Source organism: Pelotomaculum sp. PtaB.Bin117, assembly GCF_002067195.1.
Taxonomy (GTDB): Bacteria; Bacillota; Desulfotomaculia; order Desulfotomaculales; family Pelotomaculaceae; genus Pelotomaculum_D; species Pelotomaculum_D terephthalicicum.
This window is the reverse complement of the sequence record NZ_MVQM01000161.1, coordinates 30,138-50,694: the sequence shown is the minus strand read 5'-3', so window position 1 is coordinate 50,694 and position 20,557 is coordinate 30,138. Positions and strand designations below refer to the sequence as shown.

The following is a 20,557-nucleotide window of genomic DNA, read 5'->3' as shown; positions in this document are numbered from 1 at the left end:
AAAACAAAATCCTCCTAATGGAGGAGCAAGATCAAAAAGAACCTTATATTATGATTATGTAATTAATGCTTCTATTTGCTTGCCGCTTTGCCTTCAACGCGCTTAATAAAGCCCGCCAACTCAACAATGAAACGCTCATGTACGCCGGTGCCAACCAGGTCTACTTCATCCTTCACCTCAATATTAAACAAAAGTCGCTTACCGTTCACTTCCACCAGCCGGGAGGTGGCGGTGACATTCATGCCCATAGGAGTTGCGGCCATATGTTTGACCTCAATTTTCGTTCCCACGGTGGTATAGCCTGCGTCCAGCAACGGGTCAACCGAAGAAAGGGCGGCCTTTTCCATCAGTGCGACCATAGCCGGCGTTGCAAATACATTTACCGCTCCGCTCCCGTAAGCCATGGCCGTGTTACCCTTATTTACTACAGTCGAGGCTTTTCCTTCAATGCCAACCTTTATTTCACGCAACATGCTATACCTCCCAGATATATCCAATCAGTTAACATTTTTTGAACGAATCACAAGAATTAAACATATTATATCATAATTTTATCATAGAATAAATTTGTAATATAATTTTATTCCTGTATTAATTCAGGTCATTTTATTTAAATTTTTTCTACAATGTTCATATTGACTCATTCTAAATATTCTGATAATATGATAATAAAAAATAATCTAAATTTTTTAGGGGAAGGGGGAACATTTATGAACGCTTTACTTGCTAAATCCAAAGAACAAAGTACGGCGGAACAAGATCAAATTGATGTTTACCTTGTACCCATTCTATTATACTAAAACACCCGCGTAACGGCGGGTGTTCTTTCATAATGCCGCGCTCCAGTTCATGTACCCCCCGCTGAGATTAAATACTTCACGGAAACCACTTTGCTGCAAAATTTTTAACGCCAGGTAAGAACGGTAACCGCTACGGCAATATACGACGGTCTTTTTCCGGGAGTCCAGCCGGCTGATATCCTGACGAAAGTGGTCAAGCGGTAAATGGACCGCCCCGGAGATATAGCCTTGATTGAATTCCTCGGTGGTGCGCACGTCAACAAGCTGTATATCCGCGCTGTTGCTTAGCTCCCGCCGCAAGTCCCGCGCCGTCAGGGTGGGAACCTCGCCCCGCAGAATATTTGATGCCACCATGCCGGCCATACTCACCGGGTCTTTGGCGGATGAATAAGGCGGCGCATATGCCAGCTCCAAATTCTCCATGTCCTTTACCGAAAAACCGGCGGCCATTGCTGTCGCCAAAACATCAATGCGTTTATCCACGCCCTGATAACCAACGGCCTGAGCACCCAGCAAACGCCCGGTTTCTTTATCAGCCATTAATTTTATCAACATAAATTTAGCTCCGGGGTAATAGCCGGCATGATCCAGGGGGTATGTGTAAGAAATATCGTATTGATATCCGGCATCGATCACTTCCTGCTCATTCAACCCGGTTTTTGCCACCGTCAACTTACCGATTCTGACAATACCGGACCCCAGTACTCCCCGAAATTCCATGTTGCCGCCCGCGGCGTTAGCCCCGGCCGTTCTCCCCTGCTTGTTTGCGGGTCCGGCCAAGGGTAAGCGGACCGGTCGTCCGGATACAAGATGCCTGGTTTGAACGATATCACCGGCGGCGTATATATCCGGATCACTGGTCTGCATCTTTTCGTTTACTTCCAACCCGCCTGTCACACCTATTTTCAGACCAGCCTCCCGGGCCAGTTCCAACCTCGGCCGTACACCTATTGCCGACACGGCCAGATCGGCCTGCAGAATACGGCCACTATTCAACTCAACCTGCTGCAGAATACCTGACCCCAAGAAACGGCGGACGCCATCCCCCAGGATCATTTGAATACCCTCATCTCTTAAGTGGCCGGCCACCAATTCTGCCACTTCCGGGTCCCACGCCGGGAGAACTTGGGGCAGCATTTCCACCAAAGACACTTCCAAACCGCGGGCAAGCAGGGCTTCCAGGGCTTCCAGACCAACAAAGCCGCCGCCAATAATTACAGCGGTGCGCGCACCCAGACCGGCAAGCAAAGCGCTTATTGAGTCGGCATCCGGTATGGTCCACAAATGAAAGATATTTGCCAGCCCGGAACCTTCCAGGGGAGGCAGCACAGGGGCACTGCCTGTGGCAAGAATAAGCTTGTCGTACTTTTCCCTGTATCCTTCTCCCGCAGCCAAATTTTTTACGACCACCTGCTTCCCTGCCGGGTCAATAGATAAAGCCTTTTGTTGAAGTCGCACTTCAATGTTGAAATGGTCCTTAAATCTTTCCGGAGTTGTAATCAGGAGGTCTTCTCTTTTCGGTATGACCCGTCCCACATAATACGGCAAACCACAGTTGGCAAAAGAAACAAAAGGGCCTTGTTCGAGAATAATTATTTCCGCGGCTTCGTCTGTCCGGCGGGCTTTGGCGGCGGCGCTGGCACCGGCTGCCACTCCGCCGACAACCAATATTTTCGTCGGCATACAATACTCCTCCCGGCAAGTTTTTAAACAACGGTACTTGTATTATGCCCGTTAACAGGCAGTTCAAAGGTAAAAGTGCTGCCCTCGCCCACCTTGCTTTTAACCTGTACGTTGCCATGATGAACGTCGATAATATGCTTCACGATAGACAAGCCGAGCCCGGTGCCTCCCTGCTCCCTCGAACGTGCTTTGTCCACGCGGTAAAAGCGCTCAAACACCCTGGATATACTGTCCTCGGGGATGCCTATTCCGTTATCCTGGACTTCGACTTTGACTTTGTCTCCACTAGATTGGGCACTGACACGAATCATCCCGCCGTTTTGAGTATAACTCACCGCGTTGTCGATTAAATTAATTAAAACCTGTCCGAGCATGTCAGGATCCCCGTGCACCATCGGCAGTTTTTCAGGAAGGACAACTTCTATGTTCAAGTCTTTTTCCGCTGCGCGAGGTTTAAAAATTGCCACGGTACGCTCCATTAATTCATGCATGGACACCGGTTGCCAGTCAGGCGCCACCTTATGGTCCTCAATTTTGGACAAGTTCAGCAATTCATCAATTAACCTGGTCAACCGCTCCGACTCAACGTAGATAATCTCTAAAAAATGCTTGGTTGTCTGCGCGTCTTCCAGGGCGCCGTCCAGCAGTGTCTCAGTAAAGCCCTTGATTGAAGTTAAAGGAGTCCGTAGTTCGTGAGAAACGTTGGCCACAAACTCACTGCGCATTTCCTCTAATTTCTTTCTGCCGGTAAAATCCCTCAGCAGCGCCACCATCCCGCCCCCGTCAACGCCAGTATCCATGAGCGGGGTCACTTGCACACGGAATAAACGAGGTTCAGGCGTCATAAGCTGAATTTGTTTTTGCACCGGCCGCCCGGTTTCAAGAAATTGGTTCAGCACCTTTTCAAAATCGCTGTTTCTGATCACTCTGCGTATGTTTTTGCCTTTGCTTGCTTCCTGAGTAGTGCCGAAAAACTTTTCCACAATGGGGTTGACGAGAATTACGCGGCCCCAATTGTCCATCGCGATAACACCGTCACACATGCTGGCTAGAATCGCCTGGACTTTGTTTTTCTCCGAAATAACATCATCAATATTTTTTTTCAGCTCCCTGGACAGGTAATTGATCGAACGCGCCAAGTCGCCGGTCTCGTCCTGTGCGAAGATGCGTATCTCCTGTTCCAGGTTGCCCCTGGCCATATCCTGGGCGATACTAGACATTTCCTCAATAGGGTTAATCAAACGCCTGTAAGTGATCCAGGCAAGTATCGCGGCGCTGATAAAAACGACAACTCCCATTTCCCAAAGAATGGGTTTATGCAGGGCATACAGCTGCGCCAGGGCTAAAAAACCCAGGAAGAGAAAAAAATAACTAATCAGTGGTCTCCATCCTATCCCAAGGAATGGTTTTGCAACGGGTGACACTTCCCAATCCTCCTTAAACCGTACCTGCCCCGGCCATATTTCACCGGTAAGGTTTCCATCCGGCAGGCATTCAATGTTTGTTCTCATTTAGTCTGTTTTTAATTCTAGCCGACAGCTCCCGCGGGCTAAAAGGCTTGGTCACATAATCATCAGCGCCCATTTCCAGCCCCAGCATCCGGTCGAGTTCCTCGGCCCTGGCACTGAGCATAATGATCGGAATACTTTTAGTCATCGTATCATTACGCAGTTCCAGGCATACTTCCAGGCCGTCCATTTCCGGCAACATGACGTCCAGCAAGATCAAATCCGGGGCTTCAGTCCGGGCAAGTTCAAGCCCTCGAACGCCGTCCAGGGCAGTCAATACCTGATAACCTTCCCGCTCAAGATTAAAGCGGACTAATTCAAGGATATTCTTTTCATCTTCGACCACCAATATCCTTGGCATCTTGATCACCCTTTCATCTATTTCAACATGATAAACGACGCCATCCTACCGGTTATCCCTCCTGCAGCCCGGTAAGAAAAGAACTGATCATTCCGGCAGGAAGTGCAAACGCCAGCCATAGCTATGCTGCTTTCCGGCAAGCCGGCTTCCAGGAGGGTGTGGTAATTAGCCTTCCATAAATTCAAGCGCCATTTTCCGGGATGTATGGATTCCGCTAATTCCGCCCAGTTGGAAAAGCTTTTTTTAAACAACCCGATGACCTGCCCGTTCACTTCATAACAGCAGGGCCCGATGGAAGGCCCCACGCCGGCCAGACAGTCCGCCGGATTAGTTCCGCATACCTTAACCATCTTTTGAACAGTTTTTAAACCTATTTTAGCAACCGTCCCCTTCCATCCGGCGTGGGCCAGCGCCACCACCCCCTGAACCGGATCGAGAAGGAAAATCGGCACGCAGTCCGCATAATAACTGGATAGAGGCACACCCGGCACGGCAGTGACCAGGGCGTCAACATCCGGCAGCGCATCTTCAAATACCCTGGCGCCTCTTCCCTTATCGCTCAAAACCACCACTTCAACATTGTCGCCGTGCACCTGCCTGCCGGCCACGATATCATCCGGGTTTATACCCAGGGCGCGGCAGGCCAGCGCTCTGTTCGCCCGCACGTTTTCAACAGCGTCACCGACGTGAAAAGCGGTGTTCAATGATGAATACGGCCCCCGGCTCTCACCGCCGCCCCGGGTGGTAAATCCATGCTTCACCTGGCCGGTGGCTTCAAACATGGGGATCTGATAAAACTGCAAGTGATTTTTTACTTCAGTAACAAAGCCTCTCATCCTGTTTTTTTCAATCCCTCGTCCAAGTAAGTTTCCAAATCAGTCATGCGCCGAATTATTTCCTCCCGTTGAGATTGCGGCAAATCACAATCAAGAAGATTACGCAGCTTAGATGATAGCGAGGCATATACGGTTCTAAGCGGATCCGCCGCGCTTGCCGCAATAAGATTAACGGTCTGCCGCCAGGTAGGAACCGTGGCGTTAAAACCCAGCTCAGCACGAATTAAACCGGCTAAGGCGTTGGAGGAATCGGGTTCACCGTGTACTACAAAAATCTCTCTCGGAGGTATTTGAAAGCCCCTGACCCACTCCATTAATTCCGCCTGGTCGGCGTGCGCCGAGTAACCATCGATCGACCTGACATCGGCCCGGACAGCTATTTCATCGCCAAATATCCGCACTGTCTTCTCCCCGTCTAAAATTAGCCGCCCGAGAGTGCCGGGCGGTTGATAGCCGACAAAAAGCACGGTTGATTCGGGGCGCCAAAGGTTGTATTTCAAATGGTGCCTGATGCGGCCGGCCTCGCACATACCGCTGGCGGAAATAACAATGGCGCCGCTGACGTTGTTCAAGGACTTGGACTCCTCGGCGGTTTTGGTGAATCTTATCCCCGGCAAATTGATTGGGTTTCCGCTTCTTTTGATCAAATCAAGCGTTTCCTGGTCGAAATACGCCTGGCTGTGCTGAAAAACCGCGGTCGCGGCCGTGCTTAACGGACTGTCGATATATATCGCCATTGGCGGCATCCTTTTCGCCTCCGCGAGGAGACTGAGGTGGTAAAGCAGATCCTGAGTGCGCTCAACGGCAAAAGCGGGGATAATAAGATTACCACCCTTCTTATAGGTTTCCCAAATTGCTTCATGCAATAATTCCATTTCATCTTCGTTTTGCTCATGCATGCGGTTGCCATAGGTCGACTCCATGACCACATAATCAGCTTGACTGATTATTGACGGGTCTTTTATCAATGGTTGGTCCTTCCTGCCGATATCGCCGGAAAAAACCAGTTTAATCTCGTCGTTCCCTTCCTTAACCCACAACTCGATCATCGCTGATCCGAGAATATGACCGGCGTCAACAAACCGCACTCCGATCTCAGGTGTTAGCTGGACTATTTCATCATATGAAACCGGGCTAAAAGAAGACAGGCTGTTGTACGCGTCCCTCACATCATAAACAGGTTCTATCATAGCTTTGTTGGCGCGACGGTTTTTGCGGTTCTTGCGTTCAACCTCCATTTCCTGAATATGCCCGCTGTCGGGCAGTAAGACCTCGCACAACTCCACTGTGGGAGCGGTGGTGATTATTTTGCCGCGAAAACCATACCTGACGAACTTGGGTATCAAGCCGCTATGATCAATATGTGCGTGAGTGAGCAACAAGAAATCAACACTGCCGGGAGGCGCAAGGATTTTGCCGTAATTACGTTCCCTGATTTCTTTGGGTCCCTGGAACATCCCACAGTCAACCATTATTCTAGTATTTGCCGTGTCCAGCAGGTAGCATGAACCAGTTACCGTGCCTGCCGCTCCCAAAAATTGCAGTTGCATTAGAGTCCCTCCCCCTCTTCCCACATTAGCAGGTATATGAAACTAAATAATGTATATAAGATAATTCCTCTCCACAACCCTTGATCCCTCTTTTTTCAGATAAAAAGTAACGGCCGCTTGACATGGCAACCCCAAATGGCATACTCTAGAAAAGTAATATTGCTGATTAAAGTGAGGTAATTCATATGCCGATTTACGAGTTTCGGTGCACCGGGTGCGGTAGTCGTTTCGAAAAGCTATGCCAATTGGATGAAAGCGGTGAAGGCTTAAGGTGCCCCAGTTGCGGCGCCGCATCCCCCAAACGGGTGATGTCATCTTTTCGCGCCGCCGGCGGTGGGGTAAACAGCGGGGATGCCGGCTGCAGCACCTGCGGTTCTTCAAATTGCAGCACTTGCGGACATTAGCCTGAAGAAATGCACAAGGAGGCAGGCGGAAACACTGCCTCCTTGCTGTTTTTGTAGAAAAATGATTCTAGAATAGGCAACGCAATTCAACGTCGTCAATCTTAACCGTATTGTTATTGTTTCCCGACGGCTCGAAGGTAAATCTTACTTCGGCGATCCTGGCTCCCGCGGGCACACGTCCAGTGGAAAGGCTATATCTTTGGTAAGCGTTATTCGGTATGTTCTCCTGTGAATATCTTGGTTCAGTTCTACCGACAAAATTCCCGGCCCGGTTGGTATAAATGATTTCAACAAATAAAACGAATCTTCCCACGCCGCCCGGCTGGATATTCTCCCTGGCCCGCCAGCTTAGTTCATATATTCTCCCAGGCTCTATATTTACCTTTTGAGACAATACAGCGCTTTCGTTATGAACTGCGCCAAGCTCGGCGGCATAATTACCGGTATGGGAGAGAGTGCTGCGGTACAGGTTGCTTCCCGTCCAGCCCCGCGGGAAAGAAGCCGCCCGAGGCCAATCCTCAAAATTAGGATTAACTAAAATGTTTCCTCCCGGGCAAGGGGTGGGAGCAACTGTCGGTGTGGGTGTGGGTGTCGGTTCAACAGCTGAGCGGATTCTAATATTAACGGACACGGCCACGTTCTCAAAACCTCGGGCAACGTTATATCCTTCAATGGTTATGTCGCCTGCCGCCACCTGCTGGCCGCGGTTGTTTCTTTGGTTCCAGGTTACTTGAAAAGTCTGGCTGCTGCCTGATCTGAGGGTAACATTTGAAGCTACCTGGGCAAAAGAACGTCCACGGGACCAGCGCCAGATTTCAGTCTGACCGCGTCTGGCCACAAAATCATAGCGTTGGGCATTCCGGTAGCGAAGCGTGACATTTCTACCGCTCACGTTGGTTTTAACCAAAGTGATTACCACATCTTCGCCCCGCCGGTACACCGATTTATTTGTGTATAAAACATAGCGAACGCCCCTTACCTGACGTGTTGCCCTGTTTCCTGCCGTTGCACTGGCTTCCGCGCCCCCTTCATCTTCCGGAATGGTCAGAGTCTGTCCTACAAATATTGTATTAGGATCAGCAATGCTATTAGCCTGAATAATTCTTTCCACTGTGGTGCCGAAACGCCGGGCGATCAGGAACAAGGTGTCTCCTGTCTGAACTGTATAAGTTATTGCCATAATGTCTCCCTTCCTTCCAAATTAGATCTAGACACATTTTTTTACATCTTATGTGTAAAACCCAAAAATGCCACACAAATAAAAACAAGGAACGTTCTAAAGTTGCCGCTCCTTGTCCAAACTCTGCTATTTTATATTTAGAAACAAATGCTAATTGAATGAAGCATTCCATTCAATTATTTTTCTTTCTTTTAATGAATTCACCACATCAATCACCCGCTGGTTGCGAGAGCCCCGGAAAGGCAACTCCAGATCCCTCTCCGCTATAATAAACGGGCCATCTACGATATAATCGGACAGTAGAAGCAGTTCCCTGACAGGCTGATTTAAATCAGCAAGCGCCAAGAGCTCTTCCCAGACATAACCTGTATAGGTAATCACATCCAGACCCAACATTTTGACTTCACGGCCTATCCATGCCAAAGGCAACGCTTGAAGAAAAGGCTCGCCCCCGGAAAAGGTAACCCCTTTAATCAGCTTCGCAGATTTAATCTGTTCCAGTAAATCCTTTGTCTCGACCAGAGTGCCGCCGGTCAGGTCCCATGTGTCCGGATTGTGGCAGCCCGGACAGCCTTTCTCACAGCCCTGGGTAAAAATAACAAACCTCAGCCCCGGCCCGTCAACCACACTCTCTTTGACAGTCCCGGAAACCCGCAGTTCCATGCTCGTCACCTCCTTCAAGTATTCAGAATATATTGAGAAGACAAACTATCCTCTCATTCTGACTCCTGACTGCTGACTCCTGATTACTATTAAACTAATTATACCGGTTTGCAAATCTGAGTAATCTGTACCTTCCCATTCTGCAGCATCTTACCTTTTGCCACTGTTAAACCGTTTATTTCAAGTTCTACTTGCCCGGCCGGAAACGGTATATTGATTTCACCGCCAATATACAACCTGGCTACATCCTCCATCGTCCATCGAAGCCTGCCTAAGGTAAACGAAACCTCTGACGGCACGGCCAGAACACCGGCCAGGTTGGGCAGTTCCTGGAAGGCAAGCGGCTCCGCAGATACCGATGAACCTGCCTGTTCATCCGGCACGTCAAACAGACCCGCTTTCATCAAGAGGAAATAGGCTTCATCACGTGCCGTGTCAACGTCGGTTATCTGCATAAAAGTAGTTTTAAACAGGTTTCCAATCTTCACTTCGAAACGGGCGACAACTACCGGCTTGTCGGTCATCAGCGGGGAGTGGTCGGCGTTCGACAAGTCCGACACCATGATTGTCCGGGGCGGCTCAATATCGACTGCCACCCCAAAAATATTGGACATAGCCGTGGCCGCCGCGCCAATCATCTGATTCATGACCTCAGTCGCGGCGCTTATTTCAATCTCGGTTAATTTAATTGGGTGTTGTATTTCCCCAACGCCGCCCATCATAATGTCGGATATCAATGCTATATCTTCCTCAGTGATTACAAGTACATTAAAACCCCTCAACCCTGATTTGAAACAAACCTCAATAATTAAATAAGGTGTCGAAAAAGCCTTGAAGACTTCTTCCTGGCGGCAAACAATCGTCTGCGGATAACCTATGGTTACTTCCTTGTTCAACAACTCGGACAAAGTGGTAGCCGACGTGCCCATGCAAATGTTTCCGATTTCACCAATGGTATCCAACTCCTGCATGGTTAAAAGCTCCTCAGCTTCTTCCTGGATAGGTTTCTCACTATATCTGTTAAACAATTCATCAATTTCTTTTTGGGTTAATAGCTCTTCACTCATGCGTCTCACCTATCCTTATATGCAATTATTCTAAATATCCCACCAAGCAATAAATAGCACGCGTGTCACCAGCACGACAAGTATATTATATTCTACATATGTGTTACCCTGTCCCTCAATTCGTAAAGTTTGCTGTCATTGAACCGGTCGGTGGTACTTAAATAGCCGGTAATCCGCCGTACCCGGCTGATGTCGGCCGAACCGCAGCGCGGGCAGGTATCTTCATTGATAACACTCAATAAATTGCAGTTGGTGCAAAAATCTACCGGAAAATTTATACCGCCGTAACCCATATCGCATTCACGCATGTGTCTGATGATCGCCTCCACTGCTTCCGGGTTGTGCAGCGGAGGCGAAGCCATTTCTACATAACTGATGTGACCGGCGTTGCAATACTTATGATAAGGCCCCTCCAGCTTAATTTTGTCATAGGCGCTGATTGGCTGGTCAACGGGAATATGAAACGAATTTGTATAGTATTCTTTTGTAGTTACCCCCGGGATAAGCCCGAACTCTTTACAATCCAACCCCACAAAGCGCCCGGAAAGTCCTTCGGCCGGCGTGGCCAGCAAAGTGTAATTCAAATTATAACGCTCGCAAGCCCCGTCAATGGCTGAACGCATAAAGGCCACTATCTCCTGGCCAAGAGCCTGCGACTCCTCGTCCTCGCCATGGTTCCGGCCGGTTAGCGCCGTTAGCGTTTCGGCCAGACCAATGAAGCCCACGGAAAGAGTACCGTGTTTAATGGCCTCTTCAATCGGGTCGTCCGGCTTTAGTCCGTTAGAATCAAGGTAAAGCTTTTGCCCCATGATGAATGGCATATCTTTAACTTTCAATTTCGCCTGCACCGTGTAGCGGTGGTATAGCTGCCGGACGGCTAAATCCATCACTCCGGAAAGCCCGCGGTAAAAATCGTCCAGGTTCCGCTCCGCCTTGATCGCCACGCGGGGCAGGTTTATGGTGGTAAATGATAAATTACCCCTGCAGTCGGTAACCTCCGGTCCCCGCCTGTTGGCCATGACTCTGGTGCGGCAGCCCATGTAGCTGACATCGCAACCGTATTGGCTGTTAAAAGAAGAATCCATGAAACTAAAAGTGGGGTTCAGCCGTTTGCTGGCAACTCTGATCGCCAACTGGAACAGATCGTAATTAGGATCTCCCTGGTCCAGATTAATTCCTTCTTTGACCCGGAAAATGATATTCGGAAATATTGGGTTTTCACCTTTGCCCAGGCCCGCCTCGTAGGCCAAAAGAAGGTTTTTTACCACGCGCCGGGCTGGCTCAGATGTTTCCGTACCGATGTTTATTGAAGAAAACGGTACCTGGGCTCCCGCCCTGCTATGCATGCTGTTTAGGTTGTATATCAAAGCCTCCATGGCCTGGTATGTTTCAAAATCGGAAGCGTCCGACACGAAGGGTGCGATATCCCGGTCGAAGAAGGCAAACGACTGTCCGCCGTGCATGTCGTTCTGAGAACTCTGCAGGATTATCGTAGCCAGGGCCGTTGCCGTCCCAAGCCGTTTAGGAGGCCGGATATACCCGTGCCCGGTGTTGAATCCTTCCGATAATAATTTATTTAAAGGTATTTGCAGGCAAGTTAATGTCTTTCCGTAAAAATCAAGATCATGTATATGAATATCCCCGCGCAAGTGGGCTTGCGACATCTCCTCGGGGATTAGCCTGGTTAAATAATACTTTCTGCTGGCCGCACTGGCAATTTGGAGCATCTTAGCGGAAGGAGAGTTACTGATGTTGGCGTTTTCCCGGTTGGTCTCCTCCAGAATTTCCTCCACCGCGTCCATCAAATCGCCCTTTGCCTCACGGATGCGCGTACGCCTGTCCCGGTAAAGTATGTAAGCTTTCGCGGTGCGCGCGTGGCCCGCTTCGATTAATACTTTTTCCACAATATCCTGTACGTCTTCCACTCCGAAAGTTTTGCCGTTATATTGTTTCTTTAACAGTTTTATTACCTCGATAGTTAGTTCCATGGCGGTCTGACGGTCTTCACCGCCAACTGCCCGCGCGGCTTTAAAGATGGCGTCCGTTATCTTTGTTTCGTCAAACGGAACCTCCCGGCCGTCACGCTTCTGGACAGTCTTAAACATAGTCTGCTTAGTCCTCCTTTTTAACTGTTACCTTTATTATTGAGAAGATCTTTTAATTCTTTCATAAAGCTTTCGGCATCCTTGAACTCACGGTAGACCGAGGCAAAGCGGACATACGCCACCTCATCGAGGCCGCGCAAGCTGTCCATTACCAATTCACCTATATAAGTGCTTTTGGCTTCCGTCTCCATGGTGTTGCGCAGTTCCCTTTCAATGCCTTCGACTATTGTTTCAAGCTTTTCAGTGGAAACCGGCCTCTTCTGGCAGGCTTTGAGCAAACCCTGCAGCAGCTTCCGCCGGTTAAAAGCCTCCCGGCGGCCGTCCTTTTTCACTACTTGCAGAGGCAGTTCGTCCACTCTTTCATAAGTTGTAAAACGCTTTCCGCAGCTGCCGCACTCCCTGCGCCGACGAATTGAATGCCCCTCCACGGTAGGCCGGGAATCGAGCACCCTGCTGTCACTGAAACCACAATACGGACACCTCATCTTTTTCACCTGACTATCCTTGCCTGCGGATGATTATAACCCACAGGATATTGTATATACAATGCTAACATTATACAATATCTTGATAAAAAACAAAAGCACCGGATCCGGTAAAAAACAAAGAAAGAGACATTTAAGTCTCTCTATCGCTTTAAAGGTAAATTTTTCACATAAACATAATAAATACAATAATAAATATTTAAAATATTGCTGCCAGGCATCCGGTTTATCAAAAAACATGTTTAAGGACAGTTCAAGTTATATCTCTAAAACTGTTGGCCTCCACCAGGATAACATCCATTCCAATTTTTTTTATCTTATCCCACGGAACGATAATCTCCTCTTCTTTCCCGAGGAAACCTAAAAACTTCCCCCCATTTAACCCGGGCAGGATAATCGCATCGATCCTGCCTTCCTCCAGATCAATATCAATATCTTTAATCATGCCAAGCCGTCGCCCGTCTACTATATTGATAACCTCCCGCATCCGCAAATCAGAAATTTTCACCATACCGGACACCTCCCTCTATATTTATATGATCGAATATTGCGGCACTGACCATAAATTTAAAAATGGGGGTCAGGCTTTACTTTGTGAGTTTCTATTTTATAGAAACTCACAAAGTAAAGCCTGACCCCCTCAAAACATGCATATTACATGAATTTACGCATGTGGTTCAGCGCCGCCTTTTCCAGCCGCGACACCTGAGCCTGTGATATGCCGATTTCTTCGGCCACCTCCATTTGAGTCTTCCCTTCGTAAAACCTTAAAGTTAGAATTAATTTTTCACGGTTGCTTAGTTTTCTGAGAGCATCCTTGATAGTTATGTCTTCAAGCCAACTCTGATCCATATTTTTTTCATCATGAATCTGATCCATCACAAAAATTGTGTCGCCGCCGTCGTGATAAACCGGTTCAAAAAGAGATACAGGCTCCTGGATAGCATCAAGCGCAAAAACGATCTCCTCCCGCGGCATCTTTAACTCACCGGCAATTTCATTGATGGAAGGCTCCCTGGAATATTTGTTTACCAGCGCGTCACGCACCTGAAGCGCCTTGTAGGCCACGTCCCGCAAGGAACGACTGACCCGGATCGGATTGTTGTCGCGCAGGTAGCGGCGGATTTCCCCGATAATCATGGGTACTGCATAGGTGGAAAATTTCACGTTCTGGGAAAGGTCAAAATTGTCAATAGCCTTCATTAGGCCGATACAACCTACCTGAAACAAATCATCAACATATTCTCCCCTGTTGTTGAAGCGCTGAATCACACTCAGCACCAGCCGGAGGTTCCCGCTGATCAACTGGGTGCGGGCTGCAATATCACCATTATGCATGGCCTCAAACAACGTTCGCATCTGACTTCCTGTAAGTACCGGGAGCTTTGATGTATTAACCCCGCAGATCTCAACCTTATTGACCAGCATGGACATCCTCCCATTCCAGGTATTGTCGGGAAATAAACAACAAAGTCCTGTCCCAGTACATTATTGCCACGGAATTACCGAAATATACATTGGCGCAGCGCCGGTTCTCACTCTAAGAAGGTTTACTCCATGCGGTGAATTTCTTTTTTCAGCCTTTTGATAATCCTTTTCTCCAGCCTGGAAATATAAGATTGAGATATGCCTAAAAGATCAGCTACCTCCTTTTGAGTTTTTTCCATTCCGTTATTTAAACCGAAACGCAGTTCCATAATTTTGCGTTCACGCCCCGAAAGCCTCTGAAGCGCCAGGTAGAGGAGTTTCTTATCCACTTCATCCTCAATATATTTATAGATGATATCGTTTTCCGTGCCCAGGACATCCGACAGCAACAGCTCATTGCCATCCCAATCAATATTCAGCGGCTCGTCGAAGGAAACCTCTGTGCGGGTCTTGCTGTTCCTCCTCAAGTACATCAAAATCTCATTCTCAATGCAACGCGACGCATAAGTGGCAAGTTTGATTTTCTTCGCCGGGTCAAAGGTGTTAACGGCTTTGATCAAGCCAATGGTTCCGATAGAAACCAGGTCTTCAATACCAATTCCCGTGTTTTCAAATTTTCGCGCGATGTAAACAACCAACCGCAGGTTCCTTTCAATCAAGACGCTCCTTACCGCGGCATCCCCGGACTCTAAACGGTTGATTAAAAAGGACTCTTCATCCATGGTTAAAGGCGGCGGCAAAGCCTCACTGCTGCCGACATAGTGAATGCGGGGCCGATAGCCGACCCGGATCAGAAAGCGCAAAAGCGCCAAGCGAACGCACCATATTGTACACCAAATTTTCCTCACAGATAAATCATCCTTGAATTAATTTTTTTTAATCCTTCATTACATTTCCAGAAGGCGCGGATGCAATAAAGCGTTGTATGAGTTACCGGGGTCTATTTTTTTATGATATACTGCGATAACGGCTTTTTTTATCTGCACCAGGTGTCCCCGTTGCTCAAAAAACACTTCATCCGGCCGGAAGCCCACCATTAATCCACCGGAATTACCCAGCGAGTTAAAAGGAATAACGCTAAATAACGACCTCCGGGGGTTTTCACTCAGCGCGCTAAGTATATGCCACACGTCTGGCTCACCGGCTTGCTCAAACAAAACTTGCACTTCAGCAGGCAAGAGCGGCTTTAGAACACCATATTCCACCACGATTACCGCCCGTTTTGTCATCGGATCGATAAGCTGATTGCCGGTGTCAAGAAAAGCGCTGACCTGAACCTGTATTCCCTGTGATTTAATAAATAAACCAAGCTTGAATACTTTTTCCATAATACGCTTCTTAAGTAAGGAACTAATCACCTTGACCATGACCCCAAAGGCAATTATGCCCAGTAATAAGCCGGGCCAAAAATTTTTTGATACGATCAGACCGGTACCATTTATACTGGAAATCCGGAATGGCTGAATATAAAAGATTATTCCCAAAATCAGCCCGCCAAGAACAAAAGAAGTTAAATAAAAAACACCTAAACACACAAAAAACTTTTTGGGCTGGAGCGGCGCAAAGGTTAACGCGATGATTAATACTGATGCTATTAACTTGAACCAAGCGGTCAATAGTACATTGTTTCCAGGAATAAATAAAGTCAGTGTATAAGCCGCTCCCAACGCCGCACCGGCGGCCAGGCGGCCTTTAACGGCCTTTGTCCGGCTGAGTTTGGCGGTAGCCCATAGAATTGCATAGTTCATTACCATGTTGCCTAAAAAAACTTGGTCGAGATACACAGTATAAAACAACATCGCCCGACCCCTAACACCGGCAAAAAAATTAGTATTCCGTTACCAGTATATTACTTCAATTAACCGTTTATGACAGGCAAGTAAAATGATAACAGCCCTGACCTAATTATACACGGTCAGGGCTCAGGAATTTGTCGAGTCTTGAAGTGATGCGATTTTTTTCTTAAGAATTAATTACCAATATTCGCGGCTTTGCGTCAATAACCTCCCCAATTTCAGCTGCCGCCACTCCCTCCGCCAATAAACCATCCATGACAATCTCTGTTTTGTCCCCGGGAACAGCCATCAAAAGGCCGCCTGAAGTCTGCGGGTCGGCTAGGACAAGTCTGTCAACATCTTCAATGCCGCCTTCCCATGTGAGAAAATCGTCAAGATAATTTAGATTACGATAAGCGCCTGCCGGGATAATACCCATACCGGCAAGGGACCGCGCCTGTCTCAGAACTGGTATGGCCGGTAATCGCAGCCTTGCTCCCACACCGCTGGCCGCCAGCATCTCATAAAGATGGCCTAACAGTCCGAAACCGGTTACATCTGTGCATGCGTTTATCCCGGTCTCAATCATAACCCGGGCGGCACGGTTATTTAAAGTCACCATTAATTCAACAGCGCCCTGATAAGTTGCCTTGTCGACCAAATCACCTCTTAAAGCCGTTGTCACAATGCCTATGCCCAACGGTTTGGTCAGGATTAGGGTGTCTCCCGGGCGCGCCCCGGCATTGGTTACTATGCGTTCCGGGTGGACCACACCAGTTACGGACAGCCCATATTTGAGTTCCTCATCTTCTATGGTGTGTCCGCCGGCTGGAATCGCGCCCGCTTCTTTTACTTTTTCGGCCCCACCTTTGAGGATCTGCACCATAACTTCCAATGGTAAGGTTTTAGTTGGAAAGCCGATAATATTTAAGGCCAGTAGCGGTTTAGCTCCCATGGCATAGATATCGCTCAAAGCATTCGCGGCTGTAATCAACCCGAACGTATAAGGATCGTCGACAACCGGCGTGAAATAATCCACTGTTTGTACAATGGCCATATCATTATTCAGCCGGTATACGGCCGCGTCGTCAGAGGTGGAGGAACCGACCAACAGATTCGGATCTTCAACTTGTTCTAACTGGCGCAGCACCTGCGCCAGGTCCTTGGGACCGATTTTAGCCGCTCACCCGGCGCAACTGGCCATCTGAGTCAGGCGATACTTTTCTTCCTGCATTCCGTTCCCCCCTCTCTCCTGACTATTATTTTACACCATTTTAAGATTATAAACCTGCAACGAGCACATTTTGAACGAGGAATTTATATAAAAACCCCTACCTTGGTAGGGGCGTTAAACATTCCTTGTAGCTTTACCGCCGCCGGAGAAAAGCGGGGATATCCAAATCGTCGTGGGTGGAGAATGGTTTTATTTCCATCTCCATCCGTTCTTTTCTAAAGCTTTTCTGCTCAAAACCAGTCGCAATAACCGTTACTCTGACTTCCGCTTCCATATTTTCGTCAATGACGGCGCCAAAAATAATGTTCGCTTCCGGATCTGCGGCTTGTGCGATAATTTCCGCCGCCTCGTTTACTTCAAACAAGCCCAGGGAAGTACCGCCCGTAATATTTAATAGAACACCCCTGGCGCCTTCAATGGAGGTTTCCAGCAGAGGACTGGAAATAGCAGTGCGGGCGGCCTCGGTGGCCCGGTTGTCGCCGTTGGCGACACCAATGCCCATTAACGCTGAGCCGGTTTCCCTCATGATAGTTTTTACATCTGCGAAATCTAAATTAATCAGTCCAGGAACAGCAATCAAATCCGATATACCCTGGACCCCCTGGCGCAGTACGTCATCTGCAATACGGAAAGCTTCGACTATGGAAGTATTCTTTTCTATTACCTGCAATAGTCTGTCATTAGGAATGGTGATCAAAGTATCAACTTTGGCTTTCAATGTTTCAATGCCGCCCTCAGCCTGATTGGAACGCTTGCGCCCCTCGAAATTAAAAGGCTTGGTTACCACCCCGACAGTTAGGGCTCCCAATTCTTTAGCCACTTCAGCGACAATAGGCGCCGCTCCGGTACCGGTGCCGCCTCCCATACCGCAGGTGACAAAAACCATGTCCGATCCCTTTAAAGCCTGCATTATTTCATCGCGGCTTTCTTCAGCCGCTTTTTGCCCTATTTCGGGGTTGCCGCCCGAACCAAGTCCTTTGGTCAGTTTAACGCCTATCTGGATTTTTTGGTTTGCTTGCGCCAGGTGAAGGGCTTGAGCGTCAGTATTAACGGCAATAAACTCTACCCCTTTTAATCCTGCGCTAATCATCCGGTTCACTGCGTTATTTCCACCACCCCCGACCCCGATAACTTTTATATTTGCAAACTGGTCAAGGTCAAGTTCAAAATCAAGCATGCCTTAGCCTCCTCTTAGAATCAGTGTATAAAAACAATATGCAATTTACCATGATGCTACTATTATGATGCGAAACCACATTTGACAAGGCCAAAGGCGTTCGCATAACGTGGACCCAAATCCATTCCGGTATCTTTAGGCACACCAATCCTCACCGGAAACCGCAGGCTGTTTTCAACTAACGAGGTAAGACCGCCCATTTCCGCCACTCCACCGTAAAGGACAACACCGCCGGGCAATTGGCCTGCGTAATTAAATTTTACTACCGCCCCGGCAATCATTTCTAAAACCTCTTTAACCCGGGCCGTGATTATTGAGTGCACCAAGTCGGCAGGCACGTTTACAGCTTTTTCCCCATCCACCCTGATAATATCTATACACCCTTGCCCGGCTTCCCTGTTAACCTGGTATTGTTTTAAGATTTCCCTGGCCTGTGTCAAGGAAATATGCAACCCTATGGCTAAATCAGCAATTATGTGCTCGCCGCCAACCGCCAGAACAGCATTTTCCCGGATTAGCCCCCGGTCGATAACACTCACCGTCGTAGCGGCCGCGCCAAAATCAACAAGCAATGTTCCCAGCTCTTTCTCGGCCGGACTCAAGAGCGCTTCAGCCGCTGCCAGCGGGCTGTATATAATATCACGTACTGCCAGGCCGGCCAAGCGGGCACTCTCAATAACACTATCAAAATCGCGGCCGCAGGCAGTTATTGTGCGCACCTCGGAAATAAGCCCTGATTCTAAAATACTAAGCAGGCCAGGAGTGGAGAGAACCGCCAGCAGTTTTTCTCCAGCCGGAATTCCATCTGCTGCTATATCCTGTAAATGAACCCTGCCACCGGCATGTTTTCCTGCTTTTAGAGCAACTCTGCAGTTTCTTGTTGTTATTGATAAGCCGCTGTAACCAATATAGGCCGGGAGCGCTCTCCCTCCCGCTATTTTCCCTGCTTTCTCCAACGCTTGTCTGATTGATCCTGACGCCGCCTCGCTATCAACAACTGAACCTCTCCGTACACCTAAGGTATAACTTTCGCCCACCCCGACTATCCGCGGCTGAAAATCGTTAACAGCCTGAGCAATCACCACCGCCGTATTCATACTGCCTAGGTCAAGACCAACCAGCGTAGCAGGATGTCTTTTGGCCAAGAAAGGAACCTCCCGACCAGCTTTACTTGTTTTGCTAATATTCCATCTTATAGGAATTCCACATGGAATACAATTTCCCTCTTTAATAAACTTACTTTTTTAACAAATGTCTACGCATAATTGCAAGGTTTTGGAAGAGCCTGACACCAAAAGCAACTACCGCGGCAAGGTAAAGGTCAATCCCCAACCTCTCACCAATAAAGGCCAGGCCTGCCGCCAGCAATGCGTTGCTAAAGAAACCGGTAACAAAAATGTCGTTATCGAAGTGGTCTTCCATAGCCGCGCGTATGCCTCCAAAAACCGAGTCCATCGCAGCCAGAGCCGCCACTGAAATATATTTGGCATAGGCTTGAGGCAATACCAAAGGAATATTCAACCCGACCATGATCCCCACTCCCAGGCCAAATACCGCCAACCATAGTCCCAACCACATATTTAAGTTCACCCTCTTTGCGTTGATCTGGCATAATCAAACCGCAGCTCTCCGGTAAAAGCAGGTATTACTATATTATCTCTCTCCTCCACTTTTACCGTTATGCGCTCGCTCAAGTTTTCCACAAGCCCCCCCTTGATTTCCAAGCTGCTTTTTAATGTTGTGGCATTACCAATCGCAGTAACTTTATAAGGGGCAGTCAGTTTGGTAAGATTTACATTGATATGGTTCCCTGCCAGGCGGACCTCGCTGGTGGCAAGAATCCGCTGGTTGTTTACGGCGATGGCTTCCGCCCCGGCGCCGCGCAAATCATTAATTATTTTCAACAAGTCCTCGTCTTTAACAAAGTAAAGATTGGGATTCCCGCCCGGTCTTGCGTTTTCGGCAAGATTGTCTAACGTCACCTCTACGCCGGGACCTTCAACTTTTGTTAGTCCCGCATAGAGTCTTATTTTAAGCAACTCGCTGGTAAAAGCGTCCGTTGCTTGCGAGGAACCTTTACCTGCCTCTTCAAGCTTGGCCGTCAAGTCGTCCACTTCTTCGCGCAGTTGAGTGATATCTTTCTGCAATTGACGCTTCTCCATGGTTAATTCCTGCTCACGGCCAGAGGGCACTCCGCTTTCGATACTACTGGTAGTCCGAAATTGAAATGCCACAATTAAACCCAGTATGAGCGAAACTAAAGCGATAGAAAAATAAATTGACTTATTCAAAACCAACTCT

General features: G+C 48.3%; 20 protein-coding genes and 1 pseudogene. 1 reads left to right on the top strand and 20 read right to left on the bottom strand.

Annotation, left to right across the window (positions count from 1 at the left end; translation table 11 throughout):
* Positions 1-71 precede the first annotated feature (71 nt).
* The 6 genes and pseudogenes from A4E54_RS12160 to A4E54_RS12135 all read right to left on the bottom strand — a co-directional run bounded on the left by A4E54_RS12160 (position 72) and on the right by A4E54_RS12135 (position 6,738).
* Positions 72-473 (bottom strand): thioesterase family protein, encoded by a 402-nt coding sequence (locus tag A4E54_RS12160; RefSeq protein WP_240083290.1) that lies wholly within the window; start codon positions 471-473, stop codon positions 72-74.
* Positions 474-827: 354 nt separating this feature from the next.
* Positions 828-2,483 carry an FAD-dependent oxidoreductase gene (locus tag A4E54_RS12155; protein WP_240083291.1) on the bottom strand — a complete coding sequence of 552 codons (1,656 nt, stop codon included), beginning with the start codon at positions 2,481-2,483 and terminating at the stop codon, positions 828-830.
* Positions 2,484-2,506: 23 nt separating this feature from the next.
* A complete protein-coding gene (gene pnpS / locus A4E54_RS12150; protein ID WP_240083292.1) occupies positions 2,507-3,994 on the bottom strand; it encodes a two-component system histidine kinase PnpS in 1,488 nt (495 codons plus the stop codon).
* Between the two features lies 1 nt (position 3,995).
* Positions 3,996-4,352 (bottom strand): annotated as a pseudogene (locus A4E54_RS12145) (response regulator); the annotation flags it as partial.
* 17 nt (positions 4,353-4,369) lie between these two features.
* A complete protein-coding gene (gene pgeF, locus A4E54_RS12140; RefSeq protein WP_286726289.1) occupies positions 4,370-5,188 on the bottom strand; it encodes a peptidoglycan editing factor PgeF in 819 nt (272 codons plus the stop codon).
* Positions 5,185-6,738, bottom strand: a complete 1,554-nt coding sequence (locus A4E54_RS12135) for an MBL fold metallo-hydrolase RNA specificity domain-containing protein (protein WP_286726287.1) — start codon at positions 6,736-6,738, stop codon at positions 5,185-5,187. Before A4E54_RS12135 ends, pgeF begins: the two co-directional genes overlap by 4 nt.
* A 185-nt stretch (positions 6,739-6,923) precedes the next feature.
* Here A4E54_RS12135 and A4E54_RS12130 point away from each other — a divergent pair, with 185 nt between their 5' ends.
* Positions 6,924-7,142 (top strand): FmdB family zinc ribbon protein, encoded by a 219-nt coding sequence (locus A4E54_RS12130; RefSeq protein ID WP_240083295.1) that lies wholly within the window; start codon positions 6,924-6,926, stop codon positions 7,140-7,142.
* A gap of 67 nt (positions 7,143-7,209) precedes the next feature.
* Here the strand turns inward: A4E54_RS12130 and A4E54_RS12125 are convergent, their stop codons facing one another.
* The 14 genes from A4E54_RS12125 to A4E54_RS12060 form a co-directional block, all read right to left on the bottom strand.
* The gene (locus A4E54_RS12125) at positions 7,210-8,322 is read right to left on the bottom strand and encodes a BsuPI-related putative proteinase inhibitor (protein WP_240083296.1); all 1,113 of its coding nucleotides are present in this window, start codon (positions 8,320-8,322) and stop codon (positions 7,210-7,212) included.
* A gap of 150 nt (positions 8,323-8,472) precedes the next feature.
* Positions 8,473-8,985 (bottom strand): 4Fe-4S single cluster domain-containing protein, encoded by a 513-nt coding sequence (locus A4E54_RS12120; RefSeq protein ID WP_240083297.1) that lies wholly within the window; start codon positions 8,983-8,985, stop codon positions 8,473-8,475.
* Positions 8,986-9,083: 98 nt separating this feature from the next.
* Positions 9,084-10,052, bottom strand: a complete 969-nt coding sequence (fliY, locus tag A4E54_RS12115; protein ID WP_286726285.1) for a flagellar motor switch phosphatase FliY — start codon at positions 10,050-10,052, stop codon at positions 9,084-9,086.
* A 92-nt stretch (positions 10,053-10,144) separates the two neighbouring features.
* Complete coding sequence (gene nrdD, locus A4E54_RS12110; protein ID WP_240083299.1) at positions 10,145-12,157, bottom strand: anaerobic ribonucleoside-triphosphate reductase; 2,013 nt, start codon at positions 12,155-12,157, stop codon at positions 10,145-10,147.
* 20 nt (positions 12,158-12,177) lie between these two features.
* Positions 12,178-12,642 (bottom strand): transcriptional regulator NrdR, encoded by a 465-nt coding sequence (gene nrdR, locus A4E54_RS12105; RefSeq protein ID WP_240083352.1) that lies wholly within the window; start codon positions 12,640-12,642, stop codon positions 12,178-12,180.
* A 253-nt stretch (positions 12,643-12,895) separates the two neighbouring features.
* Positions 12,896-13,153 carry a YlmC/YmxH family sporulation protein gene (locus A4E54_RS12100; RefSeq protein WP_240083300.1) on the bottom strand — a complete coding sequence of 86 codons (258 nt, stop codon included), beginning with the start codon at positions 13,151-13,153 and terminating at the stop codon, positions 12,896-12,898.
* 143 nt (positions 13,154-13,296) lie between these two features.
* On the bottom strand, positions 13,297-14,070 hold the full coding sequence (gene sigG, locus A4E54_RS12095; RefSeq protein ID WP_240083301.1) for an RNA polymerase sporulation sigma factor SigG: 774 nt from the start codon (positions 14,068-14,070) through the stop codon (positions 13,297-13,299).
* A gap of 122 nt (positions 14,071-14,192) precedes the next feature.
* Positions 14,193-14,882: an RNA polymerase sporulation sigma factor SigE gene (gene sigE, locus A4E54_RS12090; protein WP_248285948.1), complete on the bottom strand. Its 690-nt coding sequence runs from the start codon at positions 14,880-14,882 to the stop codon at positions 14,193-14,195.
* Between the two features lie 75 nt (positions 14,883-14,957).
* Complete coding sequence (locus tag A4E54_RS12085; RefSeq protein WP_240083302.1) at positions 14,958-15,869, bottom strand: sigma-E processing peptidase SpoIIGA; 912 nt, start codon at positions 15,867-15,869, stop codon at positions 14,958-14,960.
* 163 nt (positions 15,870-16,032) lie between these two features.
* Complete coding sequence (gene selD / locus A4E54_RS12080; RefSeq protein ID WP_240083303.1) at positions 16,033-17,079, bottom strand: selenide, water dikinase SelD; 1,047 nt, start codon at positions 17,077-17,079, stop codon at positions 16,033-16,035.
* Positions 17,080-17,212: 133 nt separating this feature from the next.
* A complete protein-coding gene (gene ftsZ / locus A4E54_RS12075) occupies positions 17,213-18,256 on the bottom strand; it encodes a cell division protein FtsZ (RefSeq protein WP_240083304.1) in 1,044 nt (347 codons plus the stop codon).
* 62 nt (positions 18,257-18,318) lie between these two features.
* Positions 18,319-19,401, bottom strand: a complete 1,083-nt coding sequence (locus tag A4E54_RS12070) for a cell division protein FtsA (protein WP_240083305.1) — start codon at positions 19,399-19,401, stop codon at positions 18,319-18,321.
* 91 nt (positions 19,402-19,492) lie between these two features.
* Positions 19,493-19,834, bottom strand: a complete 342-nt coding sequence (locus A4E54_RS12065; protein ID WP_240083306.1) for a small basic family protein — start codon at positions 19,832-19,834, stop codon at positions 19,493-19,495.
* An 8-nt stretch (positions 19,835-19,842) separates the two neighbouring features.
* The gene (locus A4E54_RS12060; RefSeq protein WP_240083307.1) at positions 19,843-20,547 is read right to left on the bottom strand and encodes a DUF881 domain-containing protein; all 705 of its coding nucleotides are present in this window, start codon (positions 20,545-20,547) and stop codon (positions 19,843-19,845) included.
* Positions 20,548-20,557 lie beyond the last annotated feature (10 nt).

What these genes read in the sequence shown, in the direction of transcription:
- nrdR (WP_240083352.1), bottom strand. Translation starts at nt 12,642, where the DNA reads ATGAGGTGTCCGTATTGTGGTTTCAGTGACAGCAGGGTGCTCGATTCC.
- A4E54_RS12160 (WP_240083290.1), bottom strand. Translation starts at nt 473, where the DNA reads ATGTTGCGTGAAATAAAGGTTGGCATTGAAGGAAAAGCCTCGACTGTA.
- A4E54_RS12130 (WP_240083295.1), top strand. Translation starts at nt 6,924, where the DNA reads ATGCCGATTTACGAGTTTCGGTGCACCGGGTGCGGTAGTCGTTTCGAA.
- sigG (WP_240083301.1), bottom strand. Translation starts at nt 14,070, where the DNA reads ATGCTGGTCAATAAGGTTGAGATCTGCGGGGTTAATACATCAAAGCTC.
- A4E54_RS12125 (WP_240083296.1), bottom strand. Translation starts at nt 8,322, where the DNA reads ATGGCAATAACTTATACAGTTCAGACAGGAGACACCTTGTTCCTGATC.
- A4E54_RS12155 (WP_240083291.1), bottom strand. Translation starts at nt 2,483, where the DNA reads ATGCCGACGAAAATATTGGTTGTCGGCGGAGTGGCAGCCGGTGCCAGC.
- ftsZ (WP_240083304.1), bottom strand. Translation starts at nt 18,256, where the DNA reads ATGCTTGATTTTGAACTTGACCTTGACCAGTTTGCAAATATAAAAGTT.
- pgeF (WP_286726289.1), bottom strand. Translation starts at nt 5,188, where the DNA reads ATGAGAGGCTTTGTTACTGAAGTAAAAAATCACTTGCAGTTTTATCAG.
- A4E54_RS12135 (WP_286726287.1), bottom strand. Translation starts at nt 6,738, where the DNA reads ATGCAACTGCAATTTTTGGGAGCGGCAGGCACGGTAACTGGTTCATGC.
- pnpS (WP_240083292.1), bottom strand. Translation starts at nt 3,994, where the DNA reads ATGAGAACAAACATTGAATGCCTGCCGGATGGAAACCTTACCGGTGAA.
- fliY (WP_286726285.1), bottom strand. Translation starts at nt 10,052, where the DNA reads ATGAGTGAAGAGCTATTAACCCAAAAAGAAATTGATGAATTGTTTAAC.
- A4E54_RS12085 (WP_240083302.1), bottom strand. Translation starts at nt 15,869, where the DNA reads ATGTTGTTTTATACTGTGTATCTCGACCAAGTTTTTTTAGGCAACATG.
- A4E54_RS12100 (WP_240083300.1), bottom strand. Translation starts at nt 13,153, where the DNA reads ATGGTGAAAATTTCTGATTTGCGGATGCGGGAGGTTATCAATATAGTA.
- A4E54_RS12065 (WP_240083306.1), bottom strand. Translation starts at nt 19,834, where the DNA reads ATGTGGTTGGGACTATGGTTGGCGGTATTTGGCCTGGGAGTGGGGATC.
- A4E54_RS12120 (WP_240083297.1), bottom strand. Translation starts at nt 8,985, where the DNA reads ATGGAACTGCGGGTTTCCGGGACTGTCAAAGAGAGTGTGGTTGACGGG.
- nrdD (WP_240083299.1), bottom strand. Translation starts at nt 12,157, where the DNA reads ATGTTTAAGACTGTCCAGAAGCGTGACGGCCGGGAGGTTCCGTTTGAC.